This is a genomic window from Kitasatospora sp. NPDC094028, from assembly GCF_049543595.1.
Taxonomy (GTDB): Bacteria; Actinomycetota; Actinomycetes; order Streptomycetales; family Streptomycetaceae; genus Kitasatospora.
This window is the reverse complement of the sequence record NZ_JBMVFA010000032.1, coordinates 60,671-73,319: the sequence shown is the minus strand read 5'-3', so window position 1 is coordinate 73,319 and position 12,649 is coordinate 60,671. Positions and strand designations below refer to the sequence as shown.

General features: G+C 72.8%; 11 protein-coding genes. 6 read left to right on the top strand and 5 right to left on the bottom strand.

Going from position 1 to position 12,649, the window contains the following annotated elements; all coding sequences use genetic code 11:
* Positions 1 to 85: 85 nt before the first annotated feature.
* Both ACPC54_RS33330 and tdh read right to left on the bottom strand, forming a co-directional pair.
* On the bottom strand, positions 86 to 1,279 hold the full coding sequence (locus ACPC54_RS33330; RefSeq protein ID WP_498970181.1) for a glycine C-acetyltransferase: 1,194 nt from the start codon (positions 1,277 to 1,279) through the stop codon (positions 86 to 88).
* Between the two features lie 31 nt (positions 1,280 to 1,310).
* A complete protein-coding gene (tdh, locus tag ACPC54_RS33325) occupies positions 1,311 to 2,339 on the bottom strand; it encodes an L-threonine 3-dehydrogenase (RefSeq protein ID WP_498970180.1) in 1,029 nt (342 codons plus the stop codon).
* Between the two features lie 465 nt (positions 2,340 to 2,804).
* On the opposite strand from tdh, the gene ACPC54_RS33320 reads away from it, so the two are divergent.
* A complete protein-coding gene (locus ACPC54_RS33320; RefSeq protein ID WP_498970179.1) occupies positions 2,805 to 4,232 on the top strand; it encodes a serine hydrolase domain-containing protein in 1,428 nt (475 codons plus the stop codon).
* A 55-nt stretch (positions 4,233 to 4,287) separates the two neighbouring features.
* Here ACPC54_RS33320 and ACPC54_RS33315 read toward each other — a convergent pair whose 3' ends face one another.
* Complete coding sequence (locus ACPC54_RS33315) at positions 4,288 to 5,349, bottom strand: ATP-dependent DNA ligase (RefSeq protein ID WP_498970178.1); 1,062 nt, start codon at positions 5,347 to 5,349, stop codon at positions 4,288 to 4,290.
* 107 nt (positions 5,350 to 5,456) lie between these two features.
* Between ACPC54_RS33315 and ligD the strand changes: the two genes are divergently transcribed.
* Complete coding sequence (ligD, locus tag ACPC54_RS33310; RefSeq protein ID WP_498970177.1) at positions 5,457 to 6,464, top strand: non-homologous end-joining DNA ligase; 1,008 nt, start codon at positions 5,457 to 5,459, stop codon at positions 6,462 to 6,464.
* Positions 6,465 to 6,481: 17 nt separating this feature from the next.
* On the top strand, positions 6,482 to 7,144 hold the full coding sequence (locus ACPC54_RS33305) for a GNAT family N-acetyltransferase (RefSeq protein WP_498970176.1): 663 nt from the start codon (positions 6,482 to 6,484) through the stop codon (positions 7,142 to 7,144).
* On the opposite strand, the gene ACPC54_RS33300 is transcribed toward ACPC54_RS33305, so the two are convergent.
* Both ACPC54_RS33300 and ACPC54_RS33295 read right to left on the bottom strand, forming a co-directional pair.
* Positions 7,131 to 7,625 carry a hypothetical protein gene (locus ACPC54_RS33300; RefSeq protein WP_498970175.1) on the bottom strand — a complete coding sequence of 165 codons (495 nt, stop codon included), beginning with the start codon at positions 7,623 to 7,625 and terminating at the stop codon, positions 7,131 to 7,133. The two genes, ACPC54_RS33305 and ACPC54_RS33300, sit on opposite strands and share 14 nt — an antisense overlap.
* A 40-nt stretch (positions 7,626 to 7,665) precedes the next feature.
* Positions 7,666 to 8,856, bottom strand: coding sequence for an 8-amino-7-oxononanoate synthase (locus ACPC54_RS33295; protein ID WP_498970174.1), 1,191 nt, complete (start codon positions 8,854 to 8,856; stop codon positions 7,666 to 7,668).
* A gap of 222 nt (positions 8,857 to 9,078) precedes the next feature.
* Here ACPC54_RS33295 and ACPC54_RS33290 point away from each other — a divergent pair, with 222 nt between their 5' ends.
* The 3 genes from ACPC54_RS33290 to ACPC54_RS33280 are packed head-to-tail and all read left to right on the top strand — an operon-like array spanning position 9,079 to position 12,572.
* Entirely contained in the window at positions 9,079 to 9,534 is a 456-nt protein-coding gene (locus ACPC54_RS33290; RefSeq protein ID WP_498970173.1) for a hypothetical protein, read from the top strand.
* A gap of 32 nt (positions 9,535 to 9,566) precedes the next feature.
* Positions 9,567 to 11,846, top strand: coding sequence for a hypothetical protein (locus tag ACPC54_RS33285; RefSeq protein ID WP_498970172.1), 2,280 nt, complete (start codon positions 9,567 to 9,569; stop codon positions 11,844 to 11,846).
* Positions 11,847 to 11,849: 3 nt separating this feature from the next.
* On the top strand, positions 11,850 to 12,572 hold the full coding sequence (locus tag ACPC54_RS33280; RefSeq protein ID WP_498970171.1) for a hypothetical protein: 723 nt from the start codon (positions 11,850 to 11,852) through the stop codon (positions 12,570 to 12,572).
* Positions 12,573 to 12,649 lie beyond the last annotated feature (77 nt).

The window sequence follows — 12,649 nt, the reverse complement described above, 5'->3', positions numbered from 1 at the left end:
TCGATTCGCCCGCGCCGCACGGAAGTCGGGGCCCGCGGGGGCGGTCCGGTTCCGAGCGGACCGCACCCACGGGCAGTTCGGGGGGCTACTCGCCCAGGGCGGCCCGCGCGTCGATGAAGGCCGCGACGGCGCGCTCGACGTCCTCGGTGGAGTGCGCCGCGGACAGCTGCACCCGGATCCGGGCCTGGCCGTGCGGCACCACCGGGTAGGAGAAGCCGATCACGTACACGCCGCGCTCCAGCAGCAGCTCGGCGAGCTTGCCGGCCTTCGCCGCGTCGCCGATCATCACCGGGGCGATCGGGTGGTCGCCGGGCAGGATCTCGAACCCGGCCTCGGTCATCTTCGAGCGGAACAGCGCGGTGTTGGCCGCCAGCCGATCGCGCAGCTCGTTCGAGTTCTCGACCAGGTCGAGCACCTTCAGCGAGGCGGCCGCGATGACCGGGGCGAGCGAGTTGGAGAACAGGTACGGGCGGGAACGCTGGCGCAGCAGGGCGACGATCTCCCGGCGGGCGGCGACGTAGCCGCCGGAGGCACCGCCGAGCGCCTTGCCGAGGGTGCCGGTGATGATGTCCACGCGGTCCATCACGCCGTGCAGTTCGGGGGTGCCGCGGCCGCCCGGGCCGACGAAGCCGACCGCGTGCGAGTCGTCGACCATGACCATGGCGTCGTAGCGGTCGGCCAGGTCGCAGATCTCGCGCAGCGGGGCGACGTAGCCGTCCATCGAGAAGACGCCGTCGGTGACGATCAGGCGGCGGCGGGCGTCCTGGGTGTCCTGGAGCTGCTTCTCCAGGTCGGCCATGTCGCGGTTGGCGTAGCGGTGGCGGCGGGCCTTGCTGAGCCGGATGCCGTCGATGATGCTGGCGTGGTTGAGCGCGTCGGAGATGACGGCGTCGTTGGCGTCGAGCAGGGTCTCGAAGACGCCGCCGTTGGCGTCGAAGCACGAGGAGTAGAGGATGGTGTCCTCCTGGCCGAGGAACGCCGAGAGGCGGTCCTCCAGCTCCTTGTGCACGTCCTGGGTGCCGCAGATGAAGCGGACGGACGCCATGCCGTAGCCCCAGCGGTCCAGCGCGTCCTTGGCCGCGGCCAGCACCTCGGGGTGGTCGGCCAGGCCGAGGTAGTTGTTGGCGCAGAAGTTCAGCACCTCGCCCGGCTTGCCGCCGCCGGTGACGGTGACCGCGGCGCTCTGCGGGGAACCGATGACCCGCTCGGGCTTGAACAGGCCGGCCTCGCGGATCTCGTCGAGGGTGGCGGCGATGTCGGCGCGCACGTTGTCGAACACGAGCAGACTCCTATCGGATCGGCGGGGTGGCTCAGGCGGTCCAGTCGAGGATGATCTTGCCGCAGTTGCCGCTCGCGGCGTCGTCGAAGGCGGCCTCGAAGTCGGTGGCGGCGTAGCGGCCGGTGATCACCGGGCTGAGGTCCAGGCCGCCTTCCAGCAGCACGGACATCGCGTACCAGGTCTCGAACATCTCGCGGCCGTAGATGCCCTTGATGGTGATCATCGAGGTGACGATGCGGGCCCAGTCGACCGGGAAGTCGTCGGCGGGCAGGCCGAGCATGGCGATCTTCCCGCCGTGCGTCATGTTGGCGATCATCGACTGCATCGCCTCGGGGCGGCCGGACATCTCCAGGCCGACGTCGAAGCCCTCGCGCAGGCCCAGCTTCTGCTGGCCCTCCTCGATGGTGTGCTCGGCGACGTTCAGCGCCAGCGTCACGCCGACCTCGCGGGCCAGGTCGAGGCGGTACGGGGAGACGTCGGTGATCATCACGTTGCGGGCGCCGGCGTGCTTGGCGACGGCGGCGGCCATGATGCCGATCGGGCCGGCGCCGGTGACCAGCACGTCCTCGCCGACCAGCGGGAAGGACAGCGCGGTGTGCACGGCGTTGCCGAACGGGTCGAAGATCGCGGCGACGTCGAGGTCGACCGGCACCCGGTGCACCCAGACGTTGGAGGCGGGCAGCGCCACGTACTCGGCGAACGCGCCGTCCCGGTTGACGCCCAGGCCGATGGTGTTGCGGCACAGGTGGCGGCGGCCGGCCAGGCAGTTGCGGCACTTGCCGCAGACCAGGTGGCCCTCGCCGCTGACCAGGTCGCCGATCGCGATGTCCGCGACGCCGGCGCCGATCTCGGCGACCTCGCCGACGAACTCGTGGCCGATCGTCATCGGGGTCCTGATGGTCTGCTGCGCCCAGCCGTCCCACTTGCGGATGTGCAGGTCGGTGCCGCAGATGCCGGTCCGCAGCACCTTGATCAGCACCTCGCCGGGGCCGATCTCGGGCTTCGGGACGTCGATCATCCAGAGACCGGGCTCGGCCTTCTGCTTGACGAGTGCCTTCACGGGCGACGGCTCCTGACGTGCGGTGCGGGGACGGCCTGCGGAGGGGGGCAGGCCGAGGGGCCCGGTGCGGCCGCTCCTGGCGGACGTACTCCGGGCAGGCAGAAATCTGCCTGGTGGGAGGGGGTGCGGTCCATCGAGGAATTCTTAAGGCCGGTCACAGCTGGGCTAAACGATCGTGCCCGAGCCGCGGTCGCGGGCCGGTACGGCGTGCCGGTGCTCACCCGTCCGGCGGAGCGCGGGGCTCCGCCCGCGACACCGACCGGCGGTCGGGCCGGGGCCCTCGACAGCCCGCCGCCACCCGGGTTGGGGCGGTCGGCTGACGGCGGGCCCGTTCGGATCAGCCGAGGATCGACCCGCGCGCGCACGGGCGGCGGCGGTGCTTACGGTGGCGACGCTCCCCCGCGGCCCCGTGGAGCCGTCCTTCGAGCTCCGGGGCCCTCCGCCGCAGAGAGGCGCTCCCGACCCATGACCAAGACCCGCCCGTCGCGCCCGGCCGCCGCCCGCACCGCCCGCCGCGCGACCGCCGCCACCCTGGCCCTGACCGGCCTGCTCGCCACCGCGGCGTGCTCCGGGGACTCCAAGCCCGCACCGAGCGGCGGCGCCGCGATCACCGCCGAGCCGGCGGCGCTCAGCCCGTCCGCCTACAGTTCGTCCTCCCCCTCGGCCGCCGCCACCTCCTCCCCCACCGGCGGCGTGGTGGCGCTCACCCCGGACGTCCAGAGCAAGCTGGACGCCGCGGTCCAGCAGGTGATGAGCCAGGCCGGCATCCCCGGCGTGATCGTCGGCTACACCACCCCGGACGGCAGCTACCAGAAGGCCTTCGGCATGGCGGATCCCGGCCGCAAGGTGCCGATGTCGACCGACCTGTACACCCGGATCGGCAGCGTCACCAAGACCCTCACGGCCACCGCCGTCCTGCGGCTGGTGGACCAGGGCAAGGTGGCCCTGGACGACCCGATCTCCAAGTACGTCCCGAACGTGCCGAACGGCGACAAGATCACCGTCCGCGAGCTCGGCGACATGCGCAGCGGCCTCTACAACTACAGCCAGGACCCGGACTTCGACCACGCGCTGCTCAGCGACCCGACGCACCCGTTCACCCCGGACCAGCTGCTCGCGTACTCCTTCAAGCACCCGGCGAACTTCCCGCCGGACACCCAGTTCGAGTACTCCAACACCAACGCGATCCTGCTCGGCCTGCTGGTCGAGAAGGTCAGCGGCCAGTCGCTCCCGGACTTCCTGAAGGCCCAGGTCTTCGACCCGGCCGGGATGAAGAACTCGGTCTTCCCGACCGACGCCACCTTCCCGGACCCGCACGCCCACGGCACCACCAACCAGACCCTCGACGGCTCGGTCACCGACGCCACCGGCTGGAACCCGTCCTGGGGCTGGGCGGCCGGCGCCGCCATCTCCAACCTCGCCGACCTGCAGACCTGGTCGAAGGTGCTGGCCACCGGCACGCCGCTGGTCAACCCGGCCACCCAGGTCGAGCGGCTCAAGAGCCACGACGCCGGGCTGCCCGGACTCGGCTACGGCTTCGGGGTGTTCAACACCCACGGCTGGATCGGGCACAACGGCTCGCTGCCCGGCTACCAGACCGTCGTGATCTACCTGCCGGTGGCGCAGGCCTCGCTGGTGATCATGACCAACACCGACATCTCGTACCAGGGCACGGAGCCGTCGACGCTGCTCGCCCGGGCGATCACGCAGATCGTCTCGCCGAACAACGTCTACACGCTGCCGACGCCCGCGGAGACCGGCTCGCCCTCGGCGCCCGCCTCCGGTTCCGCTTCGCCCTCCGCGGGCGCGCCCCGCACACCCCTGGGCACGGCGACGCCGCCCGCGCCCTCCGGCTCGGCCACGCTGCACATCTCGGAGGAGACCGACTCCTGAGGACGCACCGCCAGGGGACCGAACCGGAAGGCCGGTTCGGTCCCCTGGCGCCGCGTCAGATCCCCAGCACCTTGGAGAGGTCGTACGACACCGGCTCCTCCAGCTGCGCGTAGGTGCAGCTCTCCGGCGTGCGGTCCGGCCGCCAGCGGCGGAACTGCGCGGTGTGCCGGAACCGGGTGCCCTCCATGTGGTCGTACGCGACCTCGACCACCCGCTCGGGGCGCAGCGCGATCCACGACAGGTCCTTGCCGCCGGTCCAGCGGCTGACCGCGCCCGGCAGCCGCCCCTCGGCGTGCGCGGCCTCGTCCGCCCACCCGCCCCACGGGTGGGCGGCGAGGTCGTCCATGCGCAACGGGGCCAGCTCCTCGGCCAGTTCGCGGCGGCGGGCCATCGAGAAGGCCGCGCAGACGCCGACGTGCTGCAGCCGGCCCGCCGCGTCGTTGATACCGAGCAGCAGCGAGCCGACCACCGGGCCGCTCTTGTGCTCGCGGTAGCCGGCCACCACGCAGTCGGCGGTGCGCTCGTGCTTGATCTTGTACATGGTGCGCTCGCCCGGCCGGTACGGCTGGTCCAGCGGCTTGGCGACCACGCCGTCCAGCCCGGCGCCCTCGTACTCGGAGAACCAGGTCCGCGCTGTGTCCGGGTCGGTGGAGGCCGGGGCGGTGAACACCGGGGCACCGGCCTCGCCGAGGACCTCCTCCAGGGCCGCACGGCGCTCGGCCAGCGGCAGCTCCAGCAGTGGCACGTCGCCGAGGGCGAGCAGGTCGAAGGCGACGAACGAGGCCGGGGTCTGCTCGGCCAGCAGCCGCACCCGGCTGGCCGCCGGGTGGATGCGCTCCAGCAGCTCCTCGAAGCGCAGCCGCCCGTCGCGGGCGATCACCACCTCGCCGTCCAGCACGCAGCGCGGTGGCAGCTCCCGCTTGAACGCCTCGACCAGCTCGGGGAAGTACCTGGTCAGCGGCTTGCCGGTCCGGCTGCCGAGCTCCACCTCGTCGCCATCGCGGAACACGATGGTGCGGAAGCCGTCCCACTTGGCCTCGTACTGCATCCCCGGCGGGATCCTGGCCACCGACTTGGCGAGCATCGGCGCCACCGGCGGCATCACGGGCAGGTCCATGGCTTCGATCCTCGCGCCTACGGCGGCCGGGCGCGCGGCGGGGAGGCGGAGGCGGGATCGGCGGGCTCGGGGCGCGCGGCCGACGCGGCGCGCTTAGCGTGAGACGCATGGGCTCAGCCGTGGAACTGGAAGTCGCCGGGCGCACCGTCCGGCTGTCGAACCCGGACAAGGTGTACTACCCCGAGCGCGGCTTCACCAAGCTGGACGTCGCGCAGTACTACCTGGCCGTCGCGGACGGGGTGCTGCGCGGGCTGCGCGACCGGCCCACCACGCTGCAGCGCTTCCCGGACGGCGTGGACGGCGAGTTCTTCTACCAGAAGCGCGCCCCCAAGGGCCTGCCGGAGTGGCTGCCCACGGCGCGCATCGAGTTCCCCAGCGGCCGCTCCGCCGACGAGATCTGCCCCACCGAACCGGCCGCCGTCCTGTGGGCCGCCAACCTGGGCTGCCTCACCTTCCACCCCTGGCCGGTCCGCCGCAGCGACACCGACCACGTCGACGAGCTGCGCATCGACCTCGACCCGCAGCCCGGCACCGACTTCCACGACGCCGCCCGCGCCGCCCACGAGCTGCGCGCCCTGTTGGAGGAGCACGGGCTGCGCGGCTGGCCCAAGTCCTCCGGCGGGCGCGGCCTGCACGTGTACGTGCCGCTCGCACCCGAGTGGACGTTCACCGACGGCCGGCACGCCGTCATCGCGCTCGGCCGGGTGCTGGAGCAGCGGATGCCCGGCAAGGTCACCACCGCGTGGTGGAAGGAGGAACGCGGCGAGCGGATCTTCGTCGACTACAACCAGATGGCCCGCGACCGCACCATCGCCTCCGCCTACTCGCTGCGCGCCCGCCCCCGCGCCACCGCCTCCACACCGCTGCGCTGGGACGAGCTCGACGACGCCTCCCCCGAGGACTTCGACCTGCGGACCGTCCCCGCCCGGTTCGCCGAACTCGGCGACCCGAACGCGGAGATGGAGCGGCACGCGTTCCGGCTGGACGGCCTGCTGGAGCTGTACGAGAAGCAGCTGCGCGACGAGGGCATGGGCGAACTCCCGTACCCGCCCGACCATCCCAAGGCCGCGGGCGAGCCCACCCGGGTCCAGCCGAGCCGGGCCCGCAAGAAGTAGCCCGCTAGCCTGGGCAGATGAGCATCGATGTGAGTGTGCGCGGGCTGGCGGAGATCCTGGCGGACGCGGCGGGCGGGGTGTTCCCGCCGCCGGACGGGTCGGTGACGGTGGTGCCGCAGCCCTCGCCGCGCGAGGCCGGGGTGGTGTCCTTCGCCGCGCACGCCGTGGTGCTCACCGACGAGGACCCGGACTGGGTGCGCGCCACCATCGCCGCCGCGCCGGGCGAGCCGCTCTCGGCGCCGCTCGGCCCGCCGTTCCTCTCCGCCTTCGCCGCCCGCACCGGCCGGATCGTCGGCAACACCGACCTGGTGACGGCCGCGGGACGCCTGCCGGGCGAGCCGCCGCTGACGCTGACCGAGGTCGCCGACCGCGAGCACCCCCGGGTGCTGCGGGCCCTGCGGTTCCGCGAGGACGTCCGGGTGTTCACCGCGGACGGCGGCGTGCTGGTCCTCGGCCGCGGCCTCGCCGGCCGCTGGGAGGCCGCCATCGAGGTCGACCCGCACACCCGCGGCCGCGGCCTGGGCCGCGCCCTGGCCGTGTCCGCCCGCCACCTGCTGCCCGAGGGCGAGGTCGTCTGGGCCCAGCAGGCCCCCGGCAACGCCCCCAGCGTCCGCGCCTTCCAGGCCGCCGGCTACCGCCCGGTGGGGGCGGAGGTGCTGCTGGTACTCAGGCGGTCGTAGGGGGCGGCGGCTGCCACAGCACCCGGACCCGGTCGGCCTCGGGGTCGTACCCGAGGAACGGCGCCCGGGTGTCGCCCTCGAAGTACACCGACACCGGTTTGCCGAGCCGCCGCCCGATCGCAGCCAGGAAGCCGCAGAGCACGTCCAGCCGTTCCTGGCCCTGCAGCTCGTGGAGATCGAGGTCGAAGTCGATCTGTTCTTCCCCGAGGAAGCGGAAGATCGCGCGGACCTCCCGGTCCGGCCACACCGACAGGCTCGGGCACTCCGCGCCGGCGGGCCGGGACAGTACGGTCTCGGCCCGTGGCAGGGGCAGCACGAAGCAGCCCACCGTGTACTCGTACACCCAGTCCCGCTCCACGACGAGGTCGAGCACCGCCTGCCAGTGCGCCGCCGTGGTGTCGGGCACGTACACGTCCGGCAGCGTGCCCCCGTCCGAGGGGTCGAGCAGCCGGGCGACGTCGTCCCAGAGCAGATCGGCCATCCGGCCATCCTGTCCTGGGACGCGCCTGCCTGACCAGCGGTTATCCGCGCCGGGCGCCCGCCGGGGCGAGGTCGGCGATGGTGCGGACGGCCTCGGCGATCTGGGTGTCCGTCAGGTCGCCGCGGGCCGTGAGGCGCAGGCGGGAGATGCCGTCCGGGACGGACGGCGGGCGGAAGCAGCCGACCGCGAGGCCGGCGGTGCGGCAGTCGGCGGCCCAGGCGACGGCCGCCTCGGGGCCGGGGGCGCGGACGGAGACGACGGCGGCGTCCGGCTCGCAGGCGTGCAGGCCGGCGGCGGTGAGGCGGGCCGCGAGGGTGCGGGCGACCTCGCGGGCGCGCTCGGCACGCTGCGGTTCGGCGCGCAGCAGGCGCAGCGCGGCGAGGGCAGCGCCGGCCGCGGCCGGGGCGAGGCCGGTGTCGAAGATGAAGGTGCGCGCGGTCTCGGTGAGGTGGCGGATCACCCGGCGCGGGCCAAGGACGGCACCGCCCTGCGAGCCGAGCGACTTGGAGAGGGTGACGGTGGCGACGGTGTCCGGCTGCCCGGCGAGCCCGGCGGCCGCGAGGGCGCCCCGGCCGCCGGGGCCGAGCACGCCCAGCCCGTGCGCGTCGTCGACGAGCAGCGCGGCGCCGTGCGCGCGGGCGGCTTCGGCGAGGCCGGGCAGCGGGGCGGCGTCGCCGTCGACGGAGAACACCGAGTCGGTGACGACCAGGGCCCGGCGCTGCGCCCGTGCGGCGAGCGTGTCGGCGACGGCCGCCGGGTCGCTGTGCGGGGCGCGGTGGACGTCGGCGCGGGCGAGGCGGCAGCCGTCGATGAGCGAGGCGTGGTTGTAGGCGTCGGAGACGATCAGCGTGTCCGGGTCGGTGAGCGCGGTGAGCGCGGCGAGGTTGGCGGTGTAGCCGGAGGAGAACACCAGCGCGGCCTCGACCCCGCAGAACTCGGCCAGCTCCGTTTCGAGTTCGGTGTGCAGCGCGGTCGTTCCGGTGACCAGCCGGGAGCCGGTGGAGCCGCCGCCCCAGCGCAGTGCGGCGTCGGCGGCGGCGCGGGTGACGGCGGGGTGGCGGGTGAGGCCGAGGTAGTCGTTCCCGGCGAGGTCCAGCACCGGGTCGTCGGCGGCCCGGCTGCGCAGGGTGCGGGTGAGCCCGGCGTCGGCGCGCAGCGCGGCGGTCTCGTCGAGCCAGTCGAAGACGTGCGCCTGGGCGGGGTGGGACTTGGAGGCGAGGGGGTGGACCATGTTCGGCACTCTGGCACGTGGGGCGAGGCGGGGGCAATGTGCGACTGGGCACAGGTTCACACCCCGGCGTTGATCGCCATTCACCTTGCGTTCACTCGAATTCTGCCGCCAATACATTTAAACCTGAATTTCGCAAATCTTTATGATTCTTCCGCAGACGCCACACCGCTACCCCACGACACCAGCGGTACGCTCCGTTCCGTTCTTCACAGGGGGTGGCAAGTGACAGACCTCGATTTCGAGCGTCGTATGAATCCGTGGCTCTTCGACGACAAGGGAAACCTGACCGAAGAGGCGAAGAAGCAGTTCCCGGACCTGGCCGGCGCCAACGACGCCCCGGTCTCGCTGACCCCGGCGGGCGGCGGCGGCAAGGCCGTCACCGTGAACACCGGAGTCCTGCAGCAGGCCGCGCAGAACGCCTTCGCCCTGCGCGACGCCGTCAAGACCGAGTGCAACCAGCCCGCCGAGCACGTCGCCTCGGCGGGCACCGCCCTCGCCGGCTGGTCCCTCGGCACCGTGCTGCCCGCCGCCTGGAGCACCTGGTCCAACCAGGCCGACGCGCTCCGGACCGCGATCGGCGACATCGGCACCAACCTGCAGACCACGGCGCAGTCGTACGTCAGGACCGAGGGCGACATCCACGCCAACTTCAACAAGCCGCAGGGCTCGGCCGGCTAGCCGCAGCACGATTCGGGGGAAGCAACCGCACCATGGTGACGTTCAGTCAGCTCAAGCAGGTCGACCTGGGCAGCCTCGACTCGGCGGCCGGCGACTACGAGAAACTCGTCCGCAACTGGGACCTCACCCGGCGGATGCAGAACGAGGTCATCGGCACCGTCCAGCAGTCCGGCTGGCACGGCGACGCCGCCGGCCTCGCCAACGCCCGGTTCACCTGGGCCCGCGACCAGATCCACGCGGCCTTCGAGGAGGCCACCGCGATCGCCAAGACCCTGCGCGACGCCCACACCGCGATCTCCGCCGCCAAGAAGGACCTGGTCGCGGCCGTCCAGAACGCCGTCACCGCGGGCCTCACGGTCACCGACGTCGGCGGGGTGACCTGGCCCGCGCCCACCACCCAGGCGGACAGGAAGGACCCGGATTACACCAAGAGCTGGCAGGCCAAGGCCGAGACGGCGTCCAAGGCCATCTACGACGCGGTCGACCGCGCCACCGAGGCCGACCAGGACGCCTCCCGGGCCCTCGGCGACGACACCGGCAGCGACGGCACCGCCTTCAACGCCAAGCCGGTCGGCGGCATCGCGGAGGAGGAGGCCAAGACCGCCACCTACATCATGAGCCTCGGCGCCGGGGCCTCCGACCAGCAGCTCAAGAACCTCCAGACCATCCTGGACCACTACAACCAGGACCCGCGGTTCGCCTCCGCCTTCTACGGCAACCAGGACCCGGCCGACTTCATGGCCAAGTACGGCGCCATGGCCCAGAGCGGGGACTACGCCAACAGCGCGGCCCGCAGCGCCGCCATCAAGGGCATCCAGAAGGACCTCGGCCTCACCCTGGCCACCGCGACCGACACCAAGCAGCCGCTGCACGTCTCGGACGACTGGGAGACCAGGTTCCGGGCCGCGGGCGCCAAGCAGATCCCCGTCCCGCCGGGCGCCGACCCGGCGCACAGCCCGTACGGGTACCAGATCGTGTCGAACCTGCTGCGCGACGGGAAGTACGACGCCCACTTCCTCAACCCGATCGCCGAGCACGTCACCCAGCTCACCGAGGAGAACCCGGGCCGCTGGCAGGCCGTGGCCTACAAGAACAGCTACCCGTTCGACGGGCTGAAGTTCATCGGGCAGGTCGACAAGGACGGCCACCTCCAGGGCCTCAACCCGCTGTCCGGCATCCTGGACGCCTTCGGCCACAGCCCCGAGGCGGCCACCAGGTTCTTCCACGACCCGACGACCACCTACAACCCGGACGGCACGGTCAAGAGCACCGGCGGCGAGAACAACTACGTCAGGCTGTTCACCACCGGCGGCGACAACTCCCTTCTCAACGACATCAGTTACCCGCTGCGCCCGATGGAGACCAAGCCCGACCCGGCGCACGTGCTCTCGCTCGGGCACGCCCTGGAGGCCGCCGCCACCGGCCGGGCCTGGGACGACACCACCGGGAAGTACCCGCCGCACACGGCGGAGATGAACGACGTGATGAGCAAGGTCGTCGACCGCTTCGGCACCGGCGACGGGCCGAACATGCTGCGCGGCGGGCCGCTCGCCAACCTCAACGGCAGCATCGGCAACATGGCCGCCAACCACATCGGCGACATCGAGAACGCCCTGGACGGGCCCGGCCCGAACAGCGGCGGCCCGAACTCGCGGCTGCCCGTGAACGGCGCCCCCGGCTTCCTCAACCACGACAACACCGCCGTGCTGCTCTCCACGGTCGGCCGCAACCCGGACGCCTACGCCTCGATCGCCACCGCGCAGCAGGCGTACCAGTCGGCCCAGATCCAGCAGGTCATGATGCACCCGGAACTGCACCCGGACATGGCCACCGCGATCGAGAACGTGACCATGCCGGGCGGCCAGGTCGCCGGCCTGATCACCCACGCGATGTCGGACGAGATCCAGCAGAACCACGCGGTGTCCGACAAGGCGATCAACGACGCGATCGACTCCAAGAAGGACATCGCCAAGACGGTCTGGGACAACAGCGGCGGCATCCTGGTGGACAAGATCCCCAAGGCCGGCAGCCTCATCAACGACCAGATCGGCAACATCATGACCCAGGTCGCCGACAGCTACCACGTGGATACCACCAACCAGGGCCGGGACGAGGCGCACAAGACCACCGGCGCGACGGTCCAGGGCTCGCAGCAGGCGATCGTCAACGCCGTCGAGGACGCCGGCCGCGAGGCCGGACTCGACCAGAACCGGGTGGACGACCTGGCCACGCGCGCCAAGCAGACCATCACCCAGGGCTGGTCCGCCGGCCACGACCTCTACGACCCGACGATGGCCTCGAAGGTGGGCTGACCGATGACCGACGGCACCGACACCGACCCGCGCTCGCCCGAGGGCCCGCCGCCACCCACGCGGTGGCGGCGGGCCCGGCCCTGGCTGGCCGGCGCCCTCGCCCTGGCCGTCGTGGCGGGCGGCGCGCTGTGGGTCTGGCAGCCCTGGCGCAGGCAGGAACTCCCGCAGAGCGCCTGCTGGTCCGCGCTGTCCGCGAACGACCTGAAGCCGCTGGCCGGAGCGTACGGGAGGACGACCCAGCAGGGCACGGCGCGGATCCAGACGCCCACCGGGCTGCAGGATCCGGTGAACCGCGGCACCACCTGCTTCCTCGACTGGTTCCCGGACGGCGGCGACGGCAGCCGCACGCTCCTCTCGGTGCAGGTCGGCCCCGCCTGGCACGGGATCGACGCCGACCGCACCGAGGAGTCCTCGGGAGGCCGCCCGGTCGCCGCCCTCGACGTCGGCGGCGGCGCGGCGGCGCTGGCCACCACCGAGCCGAGCCGCCGCATCCGGTTCTACGTGCGCTGCGACGTCCACGAGCCCCCCGCCGGCCCGTACGCGCAGTACATCCGCATCGACGTCGGCGGCAGCACGATCGACGGCGCCTCGCCGGCCAAGGCCCGTCAGGCCTACGCCGACATCGCGCTGAAGGTCGCGCGGGTCGCCGCCACCGAGTACGAGTGCGGCGACCTGGCGCAGTTGCCCGCCACCGCGCCCGCCGTCCCGGACCTCGCGAAGCGGTGAGCCGTCCGGGCGGCCTGCTCGCCGCCGCCCCGGGCTTTGCCCGCGGCGGCGGCGAGCAGGCAAGATAGCCGGGTGAC

Bases quoted from the DNA above. Each gene is read 5' to 3' on its own strand.
- ACPC54_RS33280 (WP_498970171.1), top strand. From the start codon at position 11,850: ATGACCGACGGCACCGACACCGACCCGCGCTCGCCCGAGGGCCCGCCG.
- ACPC54_RS33295 (WP_498970174.1), bottom strand. From the start codon at position 8,856: ATGGTCCACCCCCTCGCCTCCAAGTCCCACCCCGCCCAGGCGCACGTC.
- ACPC54_RS33315 (WP_498970178.1), bottom strand. From the start codon at position 5,349: ATGGACCTGCCCGTGATGCCGCCGGTGGCGCCGATGCTCGCCAAGTCG.
- ACPC54_RS33320 (WP_498970179.1), top strand. From the start codon at position 2,805: ATGACCAAGACCCGCCCGTCGCGCCCGGCCGCCGCCCGCACCGCCCGC.
- ACPC54_RS33300 (WP_498970175.1), bottom strand. From the start codon at position 7,625: ATGGCCGATCTGCTCTGGGACGACGTCGCCCGGCTGCTCGACCCCTCG.
- ACPC54_RS33305 (WP_498970176.1), top strand. From the start codon at position 6,482: ATGAGCATCGATGTGAGTGTGCGCGGGCTGGCGGAGATCCTGGCGGAC.
- ligD (WP_498970177.1), top strand. From the start codon at position 5,457: ATGGGCTCAGCCGTGGAACTGGAAGTCGCCGGGCGCACCGTCCGGCTG.
- ACPC54_RS33285 (WP_498970172.1), top strand. From the start codon at position 9,567: ATGGTGACGTTCAGTCAGCTCAAGCAGGTCGACCTGGGCAGCCTCGAC.